The sequence below is a fragment of the Sphingomonas lenta genome (genome assembly GCF_002288825.1).
GTDB classification, from domain to species: domain Bacteria; phylum Pseudomonadota; class Alphaproteobacteria; order Sphingomonadales; family Sphingomonadaceae; genus Sphingomonas; species Sphingomonas lenta.
In genome coordinates, this window is record NZ_NSLI01000001.1 from 49,988 (window position 1) to 68,900 (window position 18,913).

Annotated in this window: 18 protein-coding genes; 7 read left to right on the forward strand and 11 right to left on the reverse strand. The window is 70.8% G+C overall.

The genetic code is table 11. The features are described 5' to 3' along the window. Window positions 1-2: 2 nt before the first annotated feature. The 5 genes from dut to CKY28_RS00250 are packed head-to-tail and all read right to left on the reverse strand — an operon-like array spanning window position 3 to window position 5,069. Complete coding sequence (gene dut / locus CKY28_RS00230; protein WP_095996341.1) at window positions 3-440, reverse strand: dUTP diphosphatase; 438 nt, start codon at window positions 438-440, stop codon at window positions 3-5. A 58-nt stretch (window positions 441-498) separates the two neighbouring features. Further along, complete coding sequence (gene coaBC / locus CKY28_RS00235; protein WP_095996342.1) at window positions 499-1,683, reverse strand: bifunctional phosphopantothenoylcysteine decarboxylase/phosphopantothenate--cysteine ligase CoaBC; 1,185 nt, start codon at window positions 1,681-1,683, stop codon at window positions 499-501. Further along, window positions 1,680-2,798, reverse strand: a complete 1,119-nt coding sequence (locus CKY28_RS18995; RefSeq protein WP_095996343.1) for a hypothetical protein — start codon at window positions 2,796-2,798, stop codon at window positions 1,680-1,682. The genes coaBC and CKY28_RS18995 overlap by 4 nt, the downstream gene beginning before the upstream one ends. After that, entirely contained in the window at window positions 2,795-4,333 is a 1,539-nt protein-coding gene (ubiB, locus tag CKY28_RS00245) for a 2-polyprenylphenol 6-hydroxylase (protein WP_095996344.1), read from the reverse strand. Before ubiB ends, CKY28_RS18995 begins: the two co-directional genes overlap by 4 nt. Before the next feature lie 4 nt (window positions 4,334-4,337). Further along, window positions 4,338-5,069: a class I SAM-dependent methyltransferase gene (locus CKY28_RS00250; RefSeq protein ID WP_095996345.1), complete on the reverse strand. Its 732-nt coding sequence runs from the start codon at window positions 5,067-5,069 to the stop codon at window positions 4,338-4,340. 57 nt (window positions 5,070-5,126) lie between these two features. Here CKY28_RS00250 and mutM point away from each other — a divergent pair, with 57 nt between their 5' ends. From mutM to dnaA, 3 genes are all read left to right on the forward strand, one after another. Then, window positions 5,127-5,942, forward strand: coding sequence for a bifunctional DNA-formamidopyrimidine glycosylase/DNA-(apurinic or apyrimidinic site) lyase (gene mutM, locus CKY28_RS00255; protein ID WP_095996346.1), 816 nt, complete (start codon window positions 5,127-5,129; stop codon window positions 5,940-5,942). 97 nt (window positions 5,943-6,039) lie between these two features. Next, entirely contained in the window at window positions 6,040-6,303 is a 264-nt protein-coding gene (gene rpsT, locus CKY28_RS00260; RefSeq protein ID WP_095996347.1) for a 30S ribosomal protein S20, read from the forward strand. Window positions 6,304-6,745: 442 nt separating this feature from the next. Then, window positions 6,746-8,146 (forward strand): chromosomal replication initiator protein DnaA, encoded by a 1,401-nt coding sequence (gene dnaA, locus CKY28_RS00265; protein ID WP_095996348.1) that lies wholly within the window; start codon window positions 6,746-6,748, stop codon window positions 8,144-8,146. 61 nt (window positions 8,147-8,207) lie between these two features. On the opposite strand, the gene trpS is transcribed toward dnaA, so the two are convergent. From trpS to secB, 3 genes are all read right to left on the reverse strand, one after another. Next, entirely contained in the window at window positions 8,208-9,212 is a 1,005-nt protein-coding gene (trpS, locus tag CKY28_RS00270; RefSeq protein ID WP_095996349.1) for a tryptophan--tRNA ligase, read from the reverse strand. Window positions 9,213-9,216: 4 nt separating this feature from the next. Continuing rightward, complete coding sequence (gene murJ, locus CKY28_RS00275; protein ID WP_095996350.1) at window positions 9,217-10,791, reverse strand: murein biosynthesis integral membrane protein MurJ; 1,575 nt, start codon at window positions 10,789-10,791, stop codon at window positions 9,217-9,219. Between the two features lie 173 nt (window positions 10,792-10,964). Continuing rightward, on the reverse strand, window positions 10,965-11,465 hold the full coding sequence (secB, locus tag CKY28_RS00280) for a protein-export chaperone SecB (protein ID WP_095996351.1): 501 nt from the start codon (window positions 11,463-11,465) through the stop codon (window positions 10,965-10,967). A 124-nt stretch (window positions 11,466-11,589) separates the two neighbouring features. On the opposite strand from secB, the gene CKY28_RS00285 reads away from it, so the two are divergent. The 3 genes from CKY28_RS00285 to CKY28_RS00295 are packed head-to-tail and all read left to right on the forward strand — an operon-like array spanning window position 11,590 to window position 14,046. After that, on the forward strand, window positions 11,590-12,234 hold the full coding sequence (locus CKY28_RS00285) for a Tim44/TimA family putative adaptor protein (protein WP_141243822.1): 645 nt from the start codon (window positions 11,590-11,592) through the stop codon (window positions 12,232-12,234). Continuing rightward, window positions 12,234-13,538: a murein transglycosylase A gene (gene mltA, locus CKY28_RS00290; protein ID WP_095996352.1), complete on the forward strand. Its 1,305-nt coding sequence runs from the start codon at window positions 12,234-12,236 to the stop codon at window positions 13,536-13,538. The genes CKY28_RS00285 and mltA overlap by 1 nt, the downstream gene beginning before the upstream one ends. Before the next feature lie 25 nt (window positions 13,539-13,563). After that, window positions 13,564-14,046, forward strand: a complete 483-nt coding sequence (locus tag CKY28_RS00295; RefSeq protein WP_095996859.1) for a Smr/MutS family protein — start codon at window positions 13,564-13,566, stop codon at window positions 14,044-14,046. 896 nt (window positions 14,047-14,942) lie between these two features. On the opposite strand, the gene dapE is transcribed toward CKY28_RS00295, so the two are convergent. Next, on the reverse strand, window positions 14,943-16,061 hold the full coding sequence (dapE, locus tag CKY28_RS00305) for a succinyl-diaminopimelate desuccinylase (protein ID WP_095996354.1): 1,119 nt from the start codon (window positions 16,059-16,061) through the stop codon (window positions 14,943-14,945). A gap of 146 nt (window positions 16,062-16,207) precedes the next feature. Here dapE and CKY28_RS00310 point away from each other — a divergent pair, with 146 nt between their 5' ends. Beyond that, window positions 16,208-16,654, forward strand: a complete 447-nt coding sequence (locus CKY28_RS00310; RefSeq protein ID WP_095996860.1) for a cupin domain-containing protein — start codon at window positions 16,208-16,210, stop codon at window positions 16,652-16,654. A gap of 203 nt (window positions 16,655-16,857) precedes the next feature. Here the strand turns inward: CKY28_RS00310 and CKY28_RS00315 are convergent, their stop codons facing one another. Further along, window positions 16,858-17,523 carry a glutathione S-transferase family protein gene (locus CKY28_RS00315; RefSeq protein ID WP_095996355.1) on the reverse strand — a complete coding sequence of 222 codons (666 nt, stop codon included), beginning with the start codon at window positions 17,521-17,523 and terminating at the stop codon, window positions 16,858-16,860. 37 nt (window positions 17,524-17,560) lie between these two features. Then, complete coding sequence (locus tag CKY28_RS00320) at window positions 17,561-18,901, reverse strand: ATP-grasp domain-containing protein (protein ID WP_095996356.1); 1,341 nt, start codon at window positions 18,899-18,901, stop codon at window positions 17,561-17,563. Window positions 18,902-18,913: the final 12 nt, after the last annotated feature.

Below are 18,913 nucleotides of genomic sequence, written 5' to 3' on the forward strand. Positions count from 1 at the left end.
GGTCACCGTCCTGTCGATCCGAACCCGCCTGCACCCCGGGCGGTGCCGTCGAGCGCGTCCGCCTCGTGCAGCTCGGCGCGGGTGACGGGGCAGGGGACGAGTTGCGCGATCCGCTCGCCGCGGGTCACGTGAAAGGGTTCCTGGCCGAGATTGGCGAGGATCACCTTCACCTCGCCGCGATAGTCGCTGTCGACGGTGCCGGGCGTGTTGAGGCAGGTGACGCCGTGCTTGAGCGCGAGGCCGGAGCGCGGCCGCACCTGCACTTCGTAGCCTTCGGGAACAGCCACCGCAAAGCCGGTCGCCACCGCATACCGGCCGCCGGGCGGCAGCACCACGTCCTCCGCCGCGACCACGTCCATCCCCGCCGCGCCCGCGGTGGCGTAAGCGGGGAGCGGCAGGCCGGCGCCGTGCGGCAGGCGAAGAACGGGCACGCGGATCATCGCGTCCGACTATAGCGCAGGGCGGAAATCGTTGCGAACACGTATTGCTTGAACAATGTTAACCCGGGTTTCCGAGCGCGTCCGCGATGCGCCGGGCGAGCAGCCGGGCCACCTCGGCCTTGTTGACGCGGGGCCACTCCTCCACGCCCGCAGCGGTTACGAGGTGGACCGCGTTCGAATCGCCGCCCATCACATCGCCCGACACGTCGTTGGCGACGATCCAGTCCGCGCCCTTGCGCAGGCGCTTGGCCGTCGCGTGCTCGACGACGCGCTCCGTCTCCGCCGCGAAGCCGATCAGCAGCGCCGGCCGGCGGGGCGAGCGGGCGAGGCCGGCCAGGATGTCTGGGTTCTCGACGAGCCGGAGCTCGGGCGCGGCCTCGCCCTTCTTGACCTTCTGCGCCGCCGGGGCGACGCGCCAGTCGGCGACGGCGGCGACCATGACGGCGACGTCGGCGGGCAGGGCGGTCTCGACCGCGTCGGCCATCTCCTGCGCAGTCTCGACATCAATGCGGTCGACGCCGGCGGGCGTGGACAGCGTCACGGGTCCCGCGACGAGCGTGACGCGCGCGCCGAGGCTGGCGAGCGCGGCGGCGGTAGCAAAGCCCTGTTTACCGGACGAGCGGTTGGCGATGTAGCGCACGGGGTCGATCGGCTCGTGCGTCGGGCCGGCGGTGACGAGGGCGTGGCGGCCGGCGAGCGGCTTAGGCCCAGGCGAAAGACGCCGTTCAATCTCGTCCGCGATCGCCTCCGGTTCGGGGAGCCGGCCGGGTCCCCATTCGCCGCAGGCCATCGCGCCCTCTTCGGGCTCCATGATCGCGACGCCGTCAGCGCGCAGCCGCTCGACGTTGCGCCTCATCGCGGGGTGGAGCCACATGCGCACGTTCATCGCAGGCGCGGCGAGCACTGGCTTGTCGGTGGCGAGGAGCACGGTAGTCGCCAAGTCGTCCGCGTGGCCTCCCGCCATGCGCGCCAGGAGGTCGGCGGTGGCGGGGGCGACGACGACGAGGTCGGCTTGGCGGCTGAGCTGGATATGGCCTATCTCATGCTCGTCCTTGAGGTCCCAGAGCGAGGTGTAGACCTGGTCCTCGGACAGGGCGGCGAGCGTCATCGGGGTGACGAAGTGGCTCGCACCCTCCGTCAGCACGCAGCGCACCGCGTGGCCGCGCTTTCGGAGCAGGCGGACGAGCTCGCACGACTTGTACGCTGCGATGCCACCACCGACGATGAGGAGGACACGCTTCACCGAACGACCCGCCTGACGGTGATCCGGCGCCGGTCGCCGACCGCTGCGCGGAGAAGGTCGCGCAGGCCGTCGGGCGCGAAGGCGAGCCCGACGAGGAGTAGTGCGGCGATCAAGTATGCCCACCCTGCATCCGCGCCGGGCGCGAGCGCGTGGAGCGCCGCCAGCGCCGCGAGCGTCGTAGCCACGCGCAGGGCCACGGGCGCGCTCCGGGCGATCCAGCCGAATGCCGCCAGCACGATCACGGGTGCGGCGAGCCAGAGCGGCAGAACGGAGAGCGGCGACGCTTGCGCGAGCGCCTGAACGAACGCGCCCAAGCCGTTGAACTCCCACACGCTCGTGCGGTCCAGCGGGCCGAACTCGCCGCCGACCGCGCGCCAGTGGACCGCGACGACGCCGGCCAGCACGGCGAGCGCCAGCGCCCAGGCGCTCGCCTCGCGTCGCGGGCCGGTCCGGAGGGCGAAGAGAAGCATCACGAGGAGATAGGCGCCCGCGACCTCGCGCACCACGCCTGCCGCCAGCCCGAACGCCGCCGCCTCCAGCCAGCCACCCCGCGCCCATAGCCCTAGCGATAGCGCGACGAAGAGGCCCGCCCAGGCTTCGGGCGCATGGAGCAGCAGCGGGCGGAGATAGATGCTATGGTCGGCCGCGAGCGCGGGAGGTGCGACGGGCGACAGCCAGATATAGGTCGCGAGCCCCGCCGCCAGCAGCAGCGGGGCCGCCCAGCGGCCCCGCCCGCGCGTCGCCGCCTGGAGCTGCGGCGCCCAGGCCATGAACACCGCGCCCGCCAGCGCGAACAGCAAAGCCGACAGCGCCCAGCCGGGCAGGCTCGCGGCGACGACGGCGAGCGTCGGCGGCGCGAAGTCGAGCAGGCCGACCGGCTCGCCCGCGGCGCGCAGCGAGCTCGCCAGCGCGGGGTGGAACTCGCCGCCGTTGCGCATCGTCTCGACCGCACCGGCATAGGCGCTCGCGTCGAACTCGACATCGGCGCCGAGCGCGTCGAGCGAGGCGAGCAGGCCGAGCAGCAGCACGCCGAGCGTCAGCAGCGCCGATCCGCGCGGCCAGCCGGCGAAGCGCGACGGCCGGGCAAGCCAGAAGGGCTTGGCCTCCCGGATCACCCGACCGCCATCAGCGTCGCGGCGACGCTCGCCGCCGCCGTCACGAGCGCTACCGCAGCGTAGCGCCAGCCGATCTTCAGGCCGACCACCTCGACGCGCGCGAGCGGCGGCGCGGGCGGCTCGCCGCCCGGCGGGGGCAGGTAGCGGCTCTCCACGCGGCGGACGAGCTCGGGCAGCAGGGCCAGCGTGCGCGCGTCCTTGACGAGGCGGTCGGCCACCAGCGCCTCGGGGCCGAGCTCGCTGCGGACCCACTCGCGCAAATAGGGTTCGGCGACCTCCCAGAGGTTGATGTCGGGATCGAGCGCGGTCGCGACGCCCTCCACGACGACCATGGTTTTCTGGAGTAGTAGCAGATGGGGTTGCGTGACCATGTCGAAGTCGCGCGTGATCGAGAAGAGCGTGTCGAGCATGCCGCCCATCGACATGTCGCGGGCGGCCATGCCCCGCATCGGCTCGCCCACCGCGCGCAGCGCGGTCGCGAACTCGCCCACGTCATGGTGCTGGGGGACGTAGCCCGCCTCGAAATGGATCTCCGCCACGCGGCGGTAGTCGCCGGTGATGAGGCCGTAGAGGATCTCCGCCAGCCACACGCGCGCTTGGCGGGTGAGACGGCCCATGATGCCGAAGTCGATCGCCGCGATGCGGTCGCCGGGGATGGCGAACAGGTTTCCCTGGTGGAGATCGGCGTGGAAGAAGCCTTCGGCGATCGCCTGGCGCAGGAAGGCGCGGACGAGGAGGCGCGCCATGGCGGCGGTGTCGTAACCGGCCTCAAGGAGCGCTTGGCGGTGCGACAGCTTGATCCCGTCGATCCACTCGAGAGTGAGAACTTTGGTCGTGGTGCGCCGCCAGTCGATCGTGGGGACGGTGAAGTCCGGCTCCGCGGTCATCGCCTCGGCGAGTTCGGACGCGGAGGCGGCTTCGCGGCGGAAGTTGAGCTCGCGCTGCGTCCAGCGCTTGAACGTCTCGATCGTCAGGCGCGGGCGCAGGCGGGCGAGCTCGCCGCCCATCGCCTCGGCCTGGGCGGCGGCCCATTCGTAGGTCTCGATGGCGTCGGCGAACTCCTCCTCGACGCCGGGGCGGAGCACCTTGACCGCGACTTGGGCGCCCTCGGTCGTCACCGCGCGGTGGACCTGGGCGACGGACGCGGCGCCGACGGGCTCCTCCTCGACCGAGAGGAACAGGTCGGAGACGGGGCGGCGAAAGCTGCGCTCCATCTGGGCGCGGATCGCAGGGAAGGGCAGGGGCGGGAGCCGGTCCTGGAGGCGCTGTAGGTCGCGCGCGGCGTCCTCGCCGACGATGTCGGGCCGCGTGGCGAGCGTCTGGCCGAGTTTGATCGCGGCGGGGCCGATCGCCTGGAACGCCTCGGCGTAGCGCGGCCGGGCGGGCAGGCGTGCGCCGAAACGGGCGAGGCGCGCGAGCCGCTTCAGGCGGGCAGGCGCGTTCGGGTCGCGCTCGATGCCGAGCAGCGCGCCGTGGCGCGCCAGGATGCGGCCCCAGCGGACGAGGCGGAAGACGTGCGTCGCGGTGGACGTCAACGCGTCAGATCCGCCACCCGGAGTGGATCGCGACCAGCCCGCCCATGATCGGCTCGACTCGCGTGCGCACGAAACCCGCCTCGCCGATCATGCGCTCGAAGGTGGGCATGTCGGGGAAGCGCCGGATCGACTCGATCAGATAGCGGTAGCTGTCGGCGTCGCCCGCGAGCAGGTTACCGAGCCGCGGCACCAGGTGGTGCGAGTAGGCGTCGTACACGTCGGCGAAGCCCGGCCAGGTGACGGTGGAGAACTCCAGGCAGAAAAACCGTCCACCGCGCTTCAGCACGCGGTGCGCCTCGCGGAGCGCGGCCGGGATGTCCGTCACGTTCCGGATGCCGAAGGCGATGGTGTAGGCGTCGAAGAAGCGGTCGGGGAACTGCAGCGTCTCCGCGTTCGCCTCCGTCCAGACGAGGCCGTCGATGCCGCGCTCGGCGGCGCGCTCGATGCCGACCTCCAGCATGGACGGGTTGATGTCGGCGACGGTGACGCTCGCGCCCGACTTGGCGAGCCGGAACGCGATGTCGCCCGTGCCGCCCGCCATGTCGAGGATCTGCTCGCCGCCACGGGGCTGGACGCGGCGGACGAAGCGGTCCTTCCACAGCCGGTGCATGCCCGCCGACATGGCGTCGTTCATCAGGTCGTAGCGGCTCGCGACGGACGTGAACACGCCGCCGACGCGCGCGGTCTTCTCCTCGCGCGTGACGTCCTCGTAGCCGAAGGAGACGGTGTCGTTCATGGCGCCACGCCCTAGCCCGGCCTTGTGGGCGGGGCAAACGGCTCTTAGCTCCCGCCCGTGCCCGAACTCCCCGAAGTCGAAATCACCGTGCGCGGGCTCGCGCCGGTTTTGGAAGGCCAGCGCCTTGCGAGCGTGGTGATGCGCCGCGCCGACCTGCGCTACCCGTTCCCCGCCGACCTGGGCCAGCGGCTCACCGGCGCGACCGTCACGGGGCTCGGCCGGCGCGCGAAGTATGGGCTGATCCACACCGACCGCGAGGACACGCTCGTCTTCCACCTCGGCATGTCGGGCCGCTGGCGCGTCGATCCGAGCGAGGCGGACAAGCACGACCACCTGCTGATCGAGACCGGAGCGGGCCGCGTCGCCGCGCTCAACGACCCGCGGCGGTTCGGCTTCGTCGACCTGGTCCGCACCGACGCGCTGGCGGCGTACCCGCCTTTCGCCGCCATAGGGCCGGAGCCGCTGGGCGAGGCTCTGTCGGCCCGCCATCTATACGATGCGTTCGACGGGCGGAGCGCGCCGGTGAAGGCGCTGCTGCTCGACCAGCGGGTCGTGGCGGGGCTGGGCAACATCTATGTCTGCGAAGCGCTGCACATGGCGCGCATCGCGCCGAACCGGGCGGGCGGGCGTATCGCGCTGCCCAGGCTGGAGCGGCTGGTGGACGCGATCCGCGACGTGCTCGCCGCCGCCATCGCCGCGGGCGGGTCGACGATCCGCGACTACGCCCAGCCCGACGGCGAGCTCGGCTATTTCGCAAAGCAGTGGCGCGTGTACGGCCGGGAGGGCCAGCCTTGCGGCTGCGGCGCGACAGTGAAGCGGCGGGCAGAGGGCGGGCGCTCCACCTTCTGGTGCCCGGTCTGCCAGCGCGGTTGACGATTCGGAGCCGGAAAGCTAAGGCCCGCCCACTTCGAGAGCGCGAGAAGGCCTCTTCCGCGCTCTCTTTCCGTTTCAGAGAGACTAGAGGACGTACATGGCGAACACGCCGCAGGCCAAGAAGCGCATCCGCCGCAACGACCGTCGCGCCGAGATCAACGGCAATCGCATCGGCCGCATCCGCACTTTCGTGAAGAAGGTCGAGGCCGCGCTGGCGTCGGGCGACAAGGCCGCCGCCACCGCCGCGCTCGCCGCCGTGCAGCCGGAGCTGCAGCGCGGCGTCGCCAAGGGCGTGCTTCACAGGAACACCGCCAGCCGCAAGTTCTCGCGCCTGACCAAGCGCCTGTCCGCGCTGGCCTGAAACGGCCCGCCGTTAACCATCGGAAGGCCCGTCGGAGCTGGCTCCGGCGGGCCTTTTCGCGTCTCCGGAACAGGTCGGAAACGCTTCGGCAAAGCGCTGAATTCGGGCGATTCGTCGCAGGTCGAATCAGCCGACTCGCGTGAGTCGGGCGGCTCGGGCGTGAGTTAATCCTAGCGTTCTCAATGGCTTGTCATTTTTTTCGACGCATTTCTGCGGCAAACAGCAAGTCAATCCGGTTTATTTCAGTTTAGGGTCGGAGCGGCGACTTGATCGCCTCGTTGATGGGCGCATAACTGACCGAACCAGCGCCGGTGATCACCGTGCGCGGACTGACCAGCAGCGGTTACTTTGACGTCGAGTCGGCCTGACTCGGCGGTGGGGAAGACTTTGCCGATCTGAATTGCCGGCCCGGCGCGATCGACGCGTCCGGCCGGGAGGAGAGATGCGCGTGAACCAGGGGCGGATGATGACGCGGGAGAGCGAGCAGGCCAGGGCCTGGACCCGGGTGCGTGCCTCCTTGCGCGAGTCGGCCGGCCAGCGCCTGTTCGAGCAGTGGCTGAAGCCGATGGATCTCGTGGACGGCGGCGACGCGGACACGGTGCGCCTGACGCTGCCGACGCCGTTCGCGACCAATTGGGTCCGCAACCACTATGCCGACCGCCTGCTGCTGGAGTTCCGCCAGCAACTGCCGCAGGTCCGTTCGGTGTCGATCGAGACCCGGTCCGCCAATGCGGCCGTGTCCGTGCTGGCGGTCGAGCCCGCGCCGGCGGCGCAGTCGCCCCAGCCGGTCGCGCCGAGCCCGGAGCCCCGAGTCGCCGCTGAACGCCCCACGCTCGACCCGCGCTTCACCTTCGACCGCTACGTCGTCGACAATTCGAACATGGTGGCGTTCAACGCCGCCCGCGCGCTCGCCGAGCCGGGGAGCCCACGCTTCAGCCCCTTGTTCCTCCACTCGGGCACGGGGCTGGGCAAGACGCACCTGATGCACGCAATCGGGCACGAGTATCTGCGCCACAGCCCCGACGCGGTGGTGCTTTGCATGTCCGCCGAGCGCTTCATGTTCGACTTCGTGTCGGCGATGCGCGCGCGGGACACCTACGCGTTCAAATCGCGGCTGCGGGGTGCCGACCTGCTGCTGATCGACGACCTCCAGTTCATTGCGGGCAAGGACGCGACGCAGGAGGAGTTCTTCCACACCGTCAACGAGATCATGGCGGCGGGCAAGCGCCTCGTCATCTCGGCCGACCGCTGCCCCCAGGCGCTGGACGGCGTCGAGGCGCGGCTGGTGAGCCGGCTGGGCCTGGGCCTCGTCGCCGACATCAAGGCGCCGGAGCCGAGCTTGCGCCGCGCGGTGCTGGAGCGCCGCGTCGCCGACCTCGGCCTGCCCGTACCCCCGCAAGTGCTAGACCTGCTCGCCGACCGCATCGGTTCGTCGATCCGCGAGTTGGAAGGCGCGTTCAACCGCGTCGCCGCCTATGCCCAGCTGACGGGCGAGCGGATCGACGTCGACTTCGCGGTGGCGACGCTGGGCGACGCGCTCCGGGGCGCGCAGCGGCGCGTCACGATCGATGAGATCCAGAAGCTCGTCTCCAAGCATTTCGACCTTAAGCCACTAGATCTAGTTTCCGCCCGCCGCGCGCGCGCGGTGGCGCGGCCGCGGCAGATCGCGATGTACCTCGCCAAGCGGCTGACCACGCGCTCGCTGCCCGAGATCGGGCGCAAGTTCGGCGGTCGCGACCACTCGACGGTGATCCACGCCGTGCGCAAGATCGAGGAACTGCGCGATCAGGACCGCGAGGTCGACGGCGCGGTGCGCGTGCTGCTGCGGCAGCTGGAGGCCTGAGCCGTGGGTGCGGTCCTCAGGGTTCTGAGGGCCTGGGCGGCGCTGCTGCTGCGCGCCGCACTCAGACTTGCAGGCCGACTGCCTTCTGCGCCGCCAGCAGCGTCGGCGCTGCCAGATCCCGCGCCCGCTCGGCACCCCGCGCGAGCGCCGACGCGACCGCCGCACGGTCGGCGAGCAGCGCGGCCGTCCGGTCGCGGATCGGCGCGAGCGTCGCGACCGCGAGGTCGGCGAGGGCGGGCTTGAACCGACCGAAGCCCTGGCCGGCGAATCGGCCGAGCACCGAGTCGACCGGCTCGTCCGCTAAGGCTGCGTAGATCGTCACCAGGTTTCGCGCCTCGGGCCGCTCACCGAGCGCCTCGGCGTTGTCGGGCAGCGGGTCGGGGTCGGTGCGAGCCTTGCGGAACTTGGCGGCGATCTCGTCGTCCGAGTCGGAAAGGTTGATGCGGCTCATGTCGGACGGATCGGACTTCGACATCTTGGCCGAACCGTCGCGCAAGCTCATGATCCGCGGGGCGGATGTGGAGACGAAGGGCTCGGGCAGCGTGAACAGCTCGACGCCGAAGTCGGTGTTGAACTTGGTGGCGATGTCGCGGGCGAGCTCGAGATGCTGCTTCTGGTCGTCGCCGACGGGGACGTGCGTCGCCTGATAGGCGAGGACGTCGGCGGCCTGGAGAACGGGATAGGTGAACAGCCCGACCGACGCGCCTTCGCGGTTCTTGCCGGCCTTGTCCTTCCACTGCGTCATGCGGTTGAGCCAGCCGATCCTGGCCGTGCCGCCCAGGATCCAGGCGAGCTCCGAATGGGCGGGCACGCGCGACTGGTTGAACAGGATCGAGCGGTCGGGGTCGATGCCGGCGGCGAGCAGCGTCGCGGCCATCTCGATCGTATTCGACGCCAGTTCGGTGGGGTCGATCGAGACGGTGAGCGCGTGGAGGTCGGCGAGGAAGAACAGGCACTCGTCGCCCGCGCCCATCCCGTCCTGCATCGCGACCCACTGCCGAATCGCGCCCAGATAATTGCCGAGGTGCAGGTTGCCGGTGGGCTGGATGCCGGAAACGACGCGCATTCTATCATCCTGTCTTGGGCGACGATCGGCGGCGCAGGAGCGCCTTGAGATCGGAGGGGCGGAAGGCCCCGGTGAGGAAGCAGGCCGCGCCGTAGATCGCGCCGCCGCCCGCGACCAGCACCGCCAGCGCGGCGATCCGTTCTAGGACGGAGCCGGTGAGGTAGGGGTTGAGCAGCCTGTCGAGCCCGTAGATCGCCGCACCCATGAGCAGTGCGGCGACGGCGAGGCGGGGCAGGCGGCGGCTCAGCTGGCGGTCGGCGCGGAAATGGCCGCGCGCGCGCAGGGCTCGGTAAAGCAGGCCTAAGTTGACGAGCGACGCCAGCGCGGTGGCGAGCGGCGGGCCGACATGGCCGATCGTGGGAATCAACGCGAGATTCGCGAGAATGTTAATTCCGATCGACGCCGTCGCGAACCGGACGGGGGTGCGCGTGTCCTCGCGGGCGTAGAAGCCCGGCGTCAGCACCTTCACCAATACGTAGGAGGGCAGGCCGATGGAGAAGGCGGCGAGCGCCTGGGCGCACAGCCGAGTGTCGGTCGCGGTGAACTCGCCGTGCTGGAACAGGCCGCGGACGATCGGTTCGGCCGCGACGATCAGCGCCACCATCGCGGGCAGCGTCAGGAACAACGCGAGCTCCACGCCGCGGTTCTGCGTGTCCATCGCTTGCGCGTCTTCGCCTCGGGCGAGCTGGCGCGAGATGGTGGGGAGCAGGATGGTGCCGAGCCCGATGCCGATGAGGCCCAGCGGCAGCTGGTTCAAGCGGTCCGCATAATAGATGTAGGAGATCGCGCCGGGCGCGAGCAGCGAACCCGCGAGCGCGGTGGAGATGACGAGGTTGATCTGCGTCGCGCCCGCGCCCGCGGCGGCGGGGACGATGAGCTTGAACAGGCGGCGGACGTCGTCGTCGAGCCGCGGCGGCCTGAGGCGCAGTTTCACGCCGTTGCTGCGGCAGGCGAGCACGAGCCAGAGGAGCTGGAGCGCGCCGCCCACCGTCACCGAGATCGCCTGGACGCGTGCGGTCTCGTACGGGTCGTCGCCGTGGAAGAACCACAGGCCTGCAATCATGGCGATGTTGAGCAGGATGGGTGCGGCCGCGTTCACCCAATAGCGGTCGAGCGAGTTGAGGATGCCGCCCAGGAGCGACACGAGCGAGATCAGCGCCAGATAGGGGATAGTGATCCGCGACAGGAGCACCGCGAACTCGAACTGCTGCGGGGTCGGGTCGTTGAAGCCGCCCGACAGCAACCAGGTGATCGGCCAGGCAGCGAGAATCATGAACGCCGTCATCGCAACGAGGACGGGGAACAGCACCGCCAGCGCGCGTTCGGCGAAGATGAGGCCGGCATTGAGGTTGCCTTCCTCGCCGACCTTGCGGTTGAACATGGGAATGAACGCCGCCGAGAACGCGCCCTCCGCGAAGAACGAGCGGAACATGTTGGGCAGGCGGAACGCGACTAGGAATGCGTCGGACGCGAAGCCCGCGCCGACGTACGTGGCCTGGAGCGAGTCGCGCACCAGCGCCAGCATCCGGCTGGCGAGCGTCAGCCCGCCGACCGACGTAAGCGAGCGGACGAGGTTCATGAGTGTGCTAGCGCGAGCGTTGGTGTCCGCACCTTCCTCTTCGTCACCCCGGCCTCGAGCCGGCGTCCACGCGCGGTACGTCCGTTCGCGGAGGCAGTCGCGGGTAAGCGGACGCGCGTGGATGCCGGGTCAAGCCCGGCATGACGGCGAGAGGGGATGCGGTATGGTCCCAATCAGGCCTGGCCGAAGCCGGTGCCGCTCTGCTGGTCCTGCTGCGCCTCGAGCTGTTGCATGTAGAGGCCGCCGAAGTCGATCGGCTCGAGCAGCAGCGGCGGAAAGCCGCCGTCGCGGATCGTGTCGGCGACGACGCGGCGCGCGAAGGGGAACATGAGGCGGGGCGCTTCGCCGAGCAGGAAGGGCTGGACGTGCTCGGCCGGCACGTTCCGCAGCCCGAACAGGCCGGCGTAGGACAGGTCGACGATGAAGGCGGTCTGGCCCTCCGCCTCGGCGCGGACCTCGATCTTGAGCGTGACCTCGTGCACTTCGTCGCCGACCTGGGCGGCGGCGATGTTGAACTGGACGTCGATCGCGGGCTGGGCCTGGCTCTGGTAGATGGCGGGCGCGTTCGGGTTCTCGAACGACAGGTCCTTCACATATTGCGAGATCAGGCCCGCCGCGGGCGCGGTGTCCTCGCCGTTCGCGACCGGTTGCCCGCCGTTGTTCTGCTCGTCCATCGTCCATTCGCCCTGTTCAGAGAAGGGGCGCGGTTAGCAGCGCAGACGGACCCTTTCAACGCTCGTGCGGGTTTGAATAGGTCGCGTCTCTTGCCTATGTGGGAGGCTGCAATCGGAGGCTCGGGTGTTCTACGTCATTCTCCTCGCCATGGTCGCCGCTTTCTTGGCGCTGAGGCTCTACTCGGTGCTGGGCAAGCGCACGGGCCATGAGCAGCCGCTGCCCAAGCCCGCCGAGGAGCGTAGCCCGCCGCTGGCGATGCCGCGCGCTCTCGACGTGCAGCCCGAGCCGCGCGACGTGGGTCCCCGCCCGATCGAGGCGGGCGCGGAGGCCGGCCTGCGCCAGATCGTGGCCGCCGAGCCGGGCTTTGACGTGTCGCGCTTTTTGGAGGGTGCCAAGGCCGCGTACCGGATGACGCTGGAGGCGTTCTGGCGCGGGGACGAGGCGGAGCTGCGCGAGCTGGCGACCGACGACGTCGCGGACGCCTTCGCGGACGCGATCGCGGCGCGGCGCGAGGCGGGCGAGACGCTCGACAACCGCCTGATCTCCATCGAGCGCGCGGCCGTGGCCGACGCGCGGGTGGCGGGCCGCGAGGCTCGCGTGTCCGTCCGCTTCGACGCGCTGATCGCCGCCGTTACGCGCGACGCGGAAGGCAAGGTCGTCGCCGGGTCGATGGACGATGCGGTCGAGACGCACGACGTGTGGACCTTCACGCGGACGCTGGGCGCGCCCGACCCGAACTGGAAGCTCGCGGACACCGACGAAGCCTGATGCGGAATGTCGCCGCGCTGACGACCGGGCTGCTGCTCGCGGCCTGTGTCGGCGGGGGTACGCCGCCTCCGTCTGCTCGTTCCGCCCCGGTCGCCGCTCCCGCGCCGCGCGCGCCTGTTACGCGTAGCGCCGGCGCGCCGGCCGTGTGGCCGCCGGCCCCCGTGGTGCGGATCACGCCCGCGACGCCGTTGCCGGCGGCTCCGGCGGTGGTGCCCGCGGGTGCGGCGACGGCCGCCGCGTCGGGTGTGCTGCCTGGGCCGCGCGTCGCGGACCTGCCGATGACCGAGGCGCAGGCGGAAGCCGGGCGCGTCGCGTTCCTGACGAGCTGTCCCGGGCTCCAGCGCCGCACGGACGCGTCGGGCCTGGCGCGCGGGGCCGACTGGAAGCCGGCCTGCGACGCGGCGCGCGCGGTCCAGCCGGGCGGCGCGCGCGACTTTTTCGCCCGCTATTTCGAGGCGGTGCAGGTCGGCGACGGCAAGGCGTTCGCGACCGGTTATTACGAACCGGAGATCGCGGGCTCGCGCGAGCGTCGGCCCGGCTACGACGTGCCGATCTACGCGCGGCCCGACGACCTGGTCGACGTCGATCTCGGCCAGTTCGCCGACAATCTGAAAGGCCGCACGATCCGTGGGCGCGTGGCCGGCGCGAAGTTCGTGCCCTATTACGAGCGCACGCAGATCGAGGAGGGCGCGCTCGACGGCAAGGCGCGCGTGCTGGCCTGGGCGGCGGACCCTGTCGAGTTCTTCTTCCTGCAGATCCAGGGTTCGGGGCGGCTCAGGCTGCCTGACGGGTCGGTGATGCGGATCGGCTACGACACGCAGAACGGGCGGGCCTACACCGGCATCGGGCAGCTGATGCGGCAGCGCGGGCTGCTCGCACCCGGGCAGGCGTCGATGCAGGGGATCGTCGCGTGGCTGCGCGCGAACCCGGAAGCTGGGCGCGATCTGATGCGCGAGAACAAGAGCTTCGTCTTCTTCCGCGAGATCACCACGGAGCCGATCGGCGCGATGGGTTACCCGGTCACGGGTCGGGTGAGCGCGGCGGCGGACCCCAAGTTTACGCCGCTGGGCGCGCCCGTGTTCCTGTCGCTCGACCGCGCGGACGCGACGGGGCTGTGGGTAGCACAAGATACGGGCGGCGCGATCAAGGGCGCCAACCGCTACGACACCTTCTGGGGCGCAGGCGCGGAGGCCGAGGCGATCGCAGGCGGCATGTCCGGGCGGGGCACGGCGTTCCTGCTGCTGCCCGTGGGCACGCTCGCGCGGCTGGGAGGGGCCGGTGGCGGGGCGTTCGCTCAGCCCTGACGAGGACGCGCTCTGGCGCCGGGTGATGACGAGCGTGCGGCCGTTGCGGGCGGTAGCACCTACCGCCGCGCCGCCGGTCCACAAACCCGAGCCGGTCAGGGTAGCGGTCGCGCCGAAGCCCGCGCCATTGCCGCCGCCGAGGAAGGTCGCGGGGCCGGGCACGACGCTGGACGGCGGATGGGACCGGCGGCTCGGCCGCGGCACGGTCGCGCCCGACGACGTGGTCGACCTGCACGGGCATACGCTGAGCTCGGCGCACGCGCTGCTCGACGCCAGCCTGGAACGCGCGGTGGCGCGGGGCGACCGTGTGATCCTGCTCGTCACCGGCAAGCCGCCCCGGCCCGAGAGCGAGCGCCCGCACGCGCGCGGTGCCATCCGCGCGGCGGTGGCGGACTGGCTCGCGGCGTCGCGGCATGCGGGGCATATCGCGGCGGTGAGGGGCGCGCACCCGAAGCACGGGGGGACGGGGGCGCTGTACATCGTCCTCAGGCGGGCTCGGGGAGCGTAGGCCGAGTCGCGACTGCCTGGTCGCAGCGACTGCGCCTGCCCCGGCGAAGGCCGGGGTCCAGCTAGGGCCACGTCGCAAGCGTGGGCGATCACCCACGAAGGCCATCGTTACTGGGCCCCGGCCTTCGCCGGGGAAGGCCTACTTACTCGACGCGACAAACCGAGTGCGTGGCACTTCCGGTCGTCACCCCAGCGGAAGCTGGGGTCGTGAGCCGAGAGGGCACCCGGTCCGAACCACTCGATCCCAGCTTGCGCTGGGATGACGAGCTTGGGGCTGACGATGTGAAAGACCAGCGGCCCGGACAGGGCCGAGTCGCCGGAGAGCGTGGCACGTGTGGAGGGCTGTAGGACAGCGGTTTCAGCGAGGTCTGCTTGCAACCCTCAATGGAAGTCAGGTGCAGTTCGTCGCAACCAAGGGCTTAGACGAGGCTAGATGCGCCTTATCAAGCCTCCACTCGTCCCAGTCGAGGTGCAGAACGAAAACGAAGTCCAAGTCGCTTCGCAGCTGTCCATGAGCTGCCCGGCTAGCGCGCAGGCGACGGCTGTCCACCTTGCCTCGGAGGACCTTCCGAATTGAGATGTCCATTTCGTACAGCCCATGACTGAGGGCGTCTTCTGGACCAGATAGGTCGGTGTAGCTGAGCGTCTCGGCGCGCCCGATCAGAACGAGGTCACCACAGCCGTACTCGACCAAGGGTCGCTCATCCAGCGACATGCTGGCGCATCCGCAAAGCAGCAATGATATCAGCGAGATCGGCTGAAACATGTGCGAAAGCATCTGACGACCCCACTTTTCACGCACCCGCTTTCCATACGAAACGGTTCTCCGGAACTCATATCTCGTGCCTATGCTGGCGGAAAGGTAAGCGGGACCCCGGCTCAAGGCCGGGGTGACGGTCACCTCGTGAGCGCCCGCGCGATCACGTCGGCGTAGATGTCGGTCAGCGCTTCGAGGTCGTCCACCGCGACGGCTTCGTCAACTTGGTGCATCGTCGCATTTAGGAGACCGAACTCGACCACCGGGCAGAGTTTCGACAGGAAGCGCGCGTCTGACGTGCCGCCGGTGGTGGAGAGCTCGGGCTGGAGGCCGGTTCGGCGCTCGATTGAGGCGGACACGAGCGTGGAGAGGGGGCCGGGTTCGGTCAGGAACGCCTCACCGGAGACGATGCCGCGGACGCTCGCTTGCGGAGCGTGGCGGGCGACGATCGCGCGGATGCGGTCGATCAGGTCGTCCCCGCGCTGCTCGTCGTTGAAGCGGATGGAGAGGCGCGCGGTCGCGGCGGCGGGGATGACGTTGGTGGCGGGGTTGCCGACGTGGAGGTCGGTGAACTCGATGTTCGACGGCTGGAACCAGCGGTTGCCGCGGTCGAGCTCGATCGCGTCGATCTCTCGAAGCGCAGCCACGAGCTTGGGGATCGGGTTGTCGGCGAGGTGCGGGTAGGCGACGTGGCCCTGGCGGCCGGGGACGTCGATCCAGATGTTGACGGAGCCGCGGCGGCCGATCTTGACGGTGTCGCCGAGGCGGCGGGCGGAGGTGGGCTCGCCGACCAAGCATTGCGCAGGTTTGAGCCCACGCTCGGCCATGCGGGTGATCAGCGCGCGGGTGCCGTGGACGGCCGGCCCTTCCTCGTCGCCGGTGAGGATCAGGCTGAGCGTGCCGATGCGCGGGGCTCGGTCGGCAGCGGCGATGAAGGCGGCGACCGCGCCCTTCATGTCGACGGCGCCGCGGCCGTAGAGGAGGCCGCCTCGGACTTCGCCGGACCAGGGGTCGCCGCGCCAGCCCTCTCCGGGGGGCACGACGTCGAGGTGGCCGGCGAAGGCGAAGTGCGGGCCGCCGTCGCCGCGGACGGCGAGCAGGTTCTCGACGGGGCCGTCGGGGGCTTCGCCCGCGGTGAAGCGGTCGACGTGGAAACCTTGAGCGGCGAGCGCGGCTTCGGCGACGTCGAACACGGGGCCGCGGGCGGGGGTGACGCTCTCGGCGCGGAGCAGGGCTTGGGCGAGGGGGAGGGGGTTCACGCGCTCACACTCTCTGCGTCACCCCGGGCTTGACCCGGGGTCCATGCGCGGCTCCTCTGTTCGGGACCGTCGTTCGCATCCAAACGGACGCGCGTGGATGCCGGATCAAGTCCGGCATGACGGAAGTGGGGAGGACCGAAGCCGCCATGCCCAAGCTGAACCTCGACGCGATCCCGGCGACCAACGCGACCGGCTACCCGCCCCAGTACGCCGAGGCGGTGCGGGGGCGGTGGTACAAGCGGCTGGGGCCGGCGGGCGGGCTGTCCGAGTTCGGGGTGAGCCACGTCACGCTTGAGCCGGGTGCGTGGTCGTCGCAGCGGCACTGGCACGAGGGTGAGGACGAGGCCGTCGTGATGCTGGCGGGCGAGGCGGTGCTGGTCGACGACGCGGGCGAGCAGGTCATGCGGGCGGGCGACGTCGCGACCTTTCCCAAGGGCGACGGCAACGGGCATGTGCTCCAGAACCGCTCGGCGGAGCCGTGCGTGTTCGTCGCGATCGGACGGCCGGCGGCGAGCGACTGCCACTATCCCGACATCGACATGCACCTGTTCGACGGGCGGGGCTTCCGCCGCAAGGACGGCTCGAGCTTCTAGACCATATCGGCATTCAGCACTGGAACGGGTCCGCGCCATCAGCCCGTTGCCGTCATGCTGAACTCGTTTCAGCATCCAGGGCCGTGCGGACGACCCAGGCTCAGTCGCACGTACCGCGCTGGATCCTGAAACAAGTTCAGGATGACGGCGGGGGAAGGATAGGCGTTCCACTCGCCGACATAGGGGGTCGATACGACTTGACATCAGCTGGTGGCCGGCTGCTCGTACTGCTGGATGACCCAGTCTTCCTCCTGCGCGCCGGCGATCCAGTCCTGCATGCACTTGTGGTTGAGGACCGCGTCCATGTAAGGAAGCGCGAACCGGGCGACGGGGAGCTGGTAGGTGACGATGCGCGTCACCACGGGCGCGTACATGATGTCGGCGGCACTCCACTCGCCGAACAGGAAGTCGCCCGTCCCGCCGAACCGTGCGCGCGCCTGCGCCCAGAGCTCCATGATGCGGGCGAGTTCGGCGAGCACGTCGTCGTCGGGGCGCTTGGCCGGGAACTGCTGGCGGATGTTCATGGCGTGCTTGCGGCGCAGGCTTGTGAACCCTGAGTGCATCTCGGCGGCCATGGAGCGCGCCATCGCGCGGGCGGCGTCGTCGGCGGGCCAGAAGCGGTCGCGGCCGACCTTGTCGGCGAGATACTCGACGATCGCCAGGCTGTCCCAGACGACCGCGTCGCCGTCCCACAGGATCGGGACCTTGCCGCTGGATGGCGCGAACTCCGCGCCCTCGCGGCGCTTGTCCCAGTCCTGGTCGTAGAGGGGGACGACCACCTCTTCGAAGGGGAGGCCGGAGTGCTTGCACGCGAGCCAGCCGCGCAAAGACCAGGATGAGTAGGCCTTGTTGCCGATGATCAGCTTCATGGCGCCGCGGCCTAAGGCACGCGGCGGCGCGGGGCAATCACCGGAGTTTCTTGTCGACCATCGCCTGGAACGCCGCAGAGACGCGCTCCGCATTCCCGTCGGCCGGGCCGAGGTCGTGGCGCATGGCGGCGTCGAGCCCGAACACCAGGACGCCGTCGGCGGTCGGCGCGAAGTCGACGCCGACGTAATCGAGCCGCGTCGCGACGCAGACGGCGCGGAGCGCGGACCAGCGGCGCGCGCCAAGCAGCTTGGCGGGATCGGCGAGATAGTCGCGCTCGTCGTCGCGCAGGCGCTCGTCGGCGAGCATCGCGCGGCGATCGGTCGAACGGACGCGCCACTCGTCGGAGCCGAGCAAGGCGACCGGCACGAGCTTGCCGTCGACCAGGACGGCGCGCGCCTTGCGATAGGTGCCGTGCGCGTCGCGGGCGTCCTCGAAGGAGGCGATGTGGAAGTCGGTCGCGGAGGCGAGCCGCGCCGTCAGCGCGTCGCGGTCGGCGACGAGCTCCAGCGGCTCCGTGCCGACCTCGCGGGCGAGGAAGGGGTAGGCGAAGTCCCGCTCGATCGCTTCCGCCGACGCGTCGCGACCGTAGCGCCTGACGGTGGGGAAGCGCACGCTGGCGATGCCGCCCATCAGCGCCGCGGCGCGGTCGGGCGCGGTGCGGGCCACGGCTTCGGGACGGTTGATCACCGGCACGCGCGGTTGGGCGGCCAGATGGCGGCCGATCGCGTCGAGCGCGGGTGCGCCGAGATCGGGGCTGGCGACGGTGTTGATGATGAGCGCGGGCGTGCCGGCGACGGCGAACGACCGCTCGTCGTCGAACAGGTTGACGGCGGCGATCCGGCGCGCGGAGACGTCGATCAGGCGCTCGAGCGGGAGATGGCCTCCCTTGAACCTGCCCACGAAACCGCGCTCGCCCCGGAAGCGCAGCTCGAATCGGGCCGCGTCCATGCTGCGGGTCTTGAGGATCAGCGGCGCGTCGGGCGCGGAGGGCGACATGACCACGGGCGCGGCCTTGGCGGCGATGCGGCGCAGCGCGGCGGCGGTGGCCGGGTCGCCCGCTTCCAGCCGCAGCGCCGAGCGGGTCAGCAGCGTTTCGTAGTCGTAGCGCGGGCCGGCGAGGTCGAGCAACTCCTCGGCCTGGGCGAACGCGCCGACGCGCACCGCGTCGAAGGCGAGCGCCGCGAGGCCGTCCGGGCTGCCGCCGACGAGCCGCAGCACCGCCTCCTTGGCGAGCGCGGCCTGCCGCTCGTTCCCGAGCGCCACCATCTCGTACCACAGCCGCAGCCGCGCGAGCGGGCTGTGCGGCGTCGCCCGGATCATGGCGAGGGCGTCGATGGGGCTGGCCGGGCCGGCGGCGCGGATCGTGTCGTGGCGCATGCGCCCCGCCTA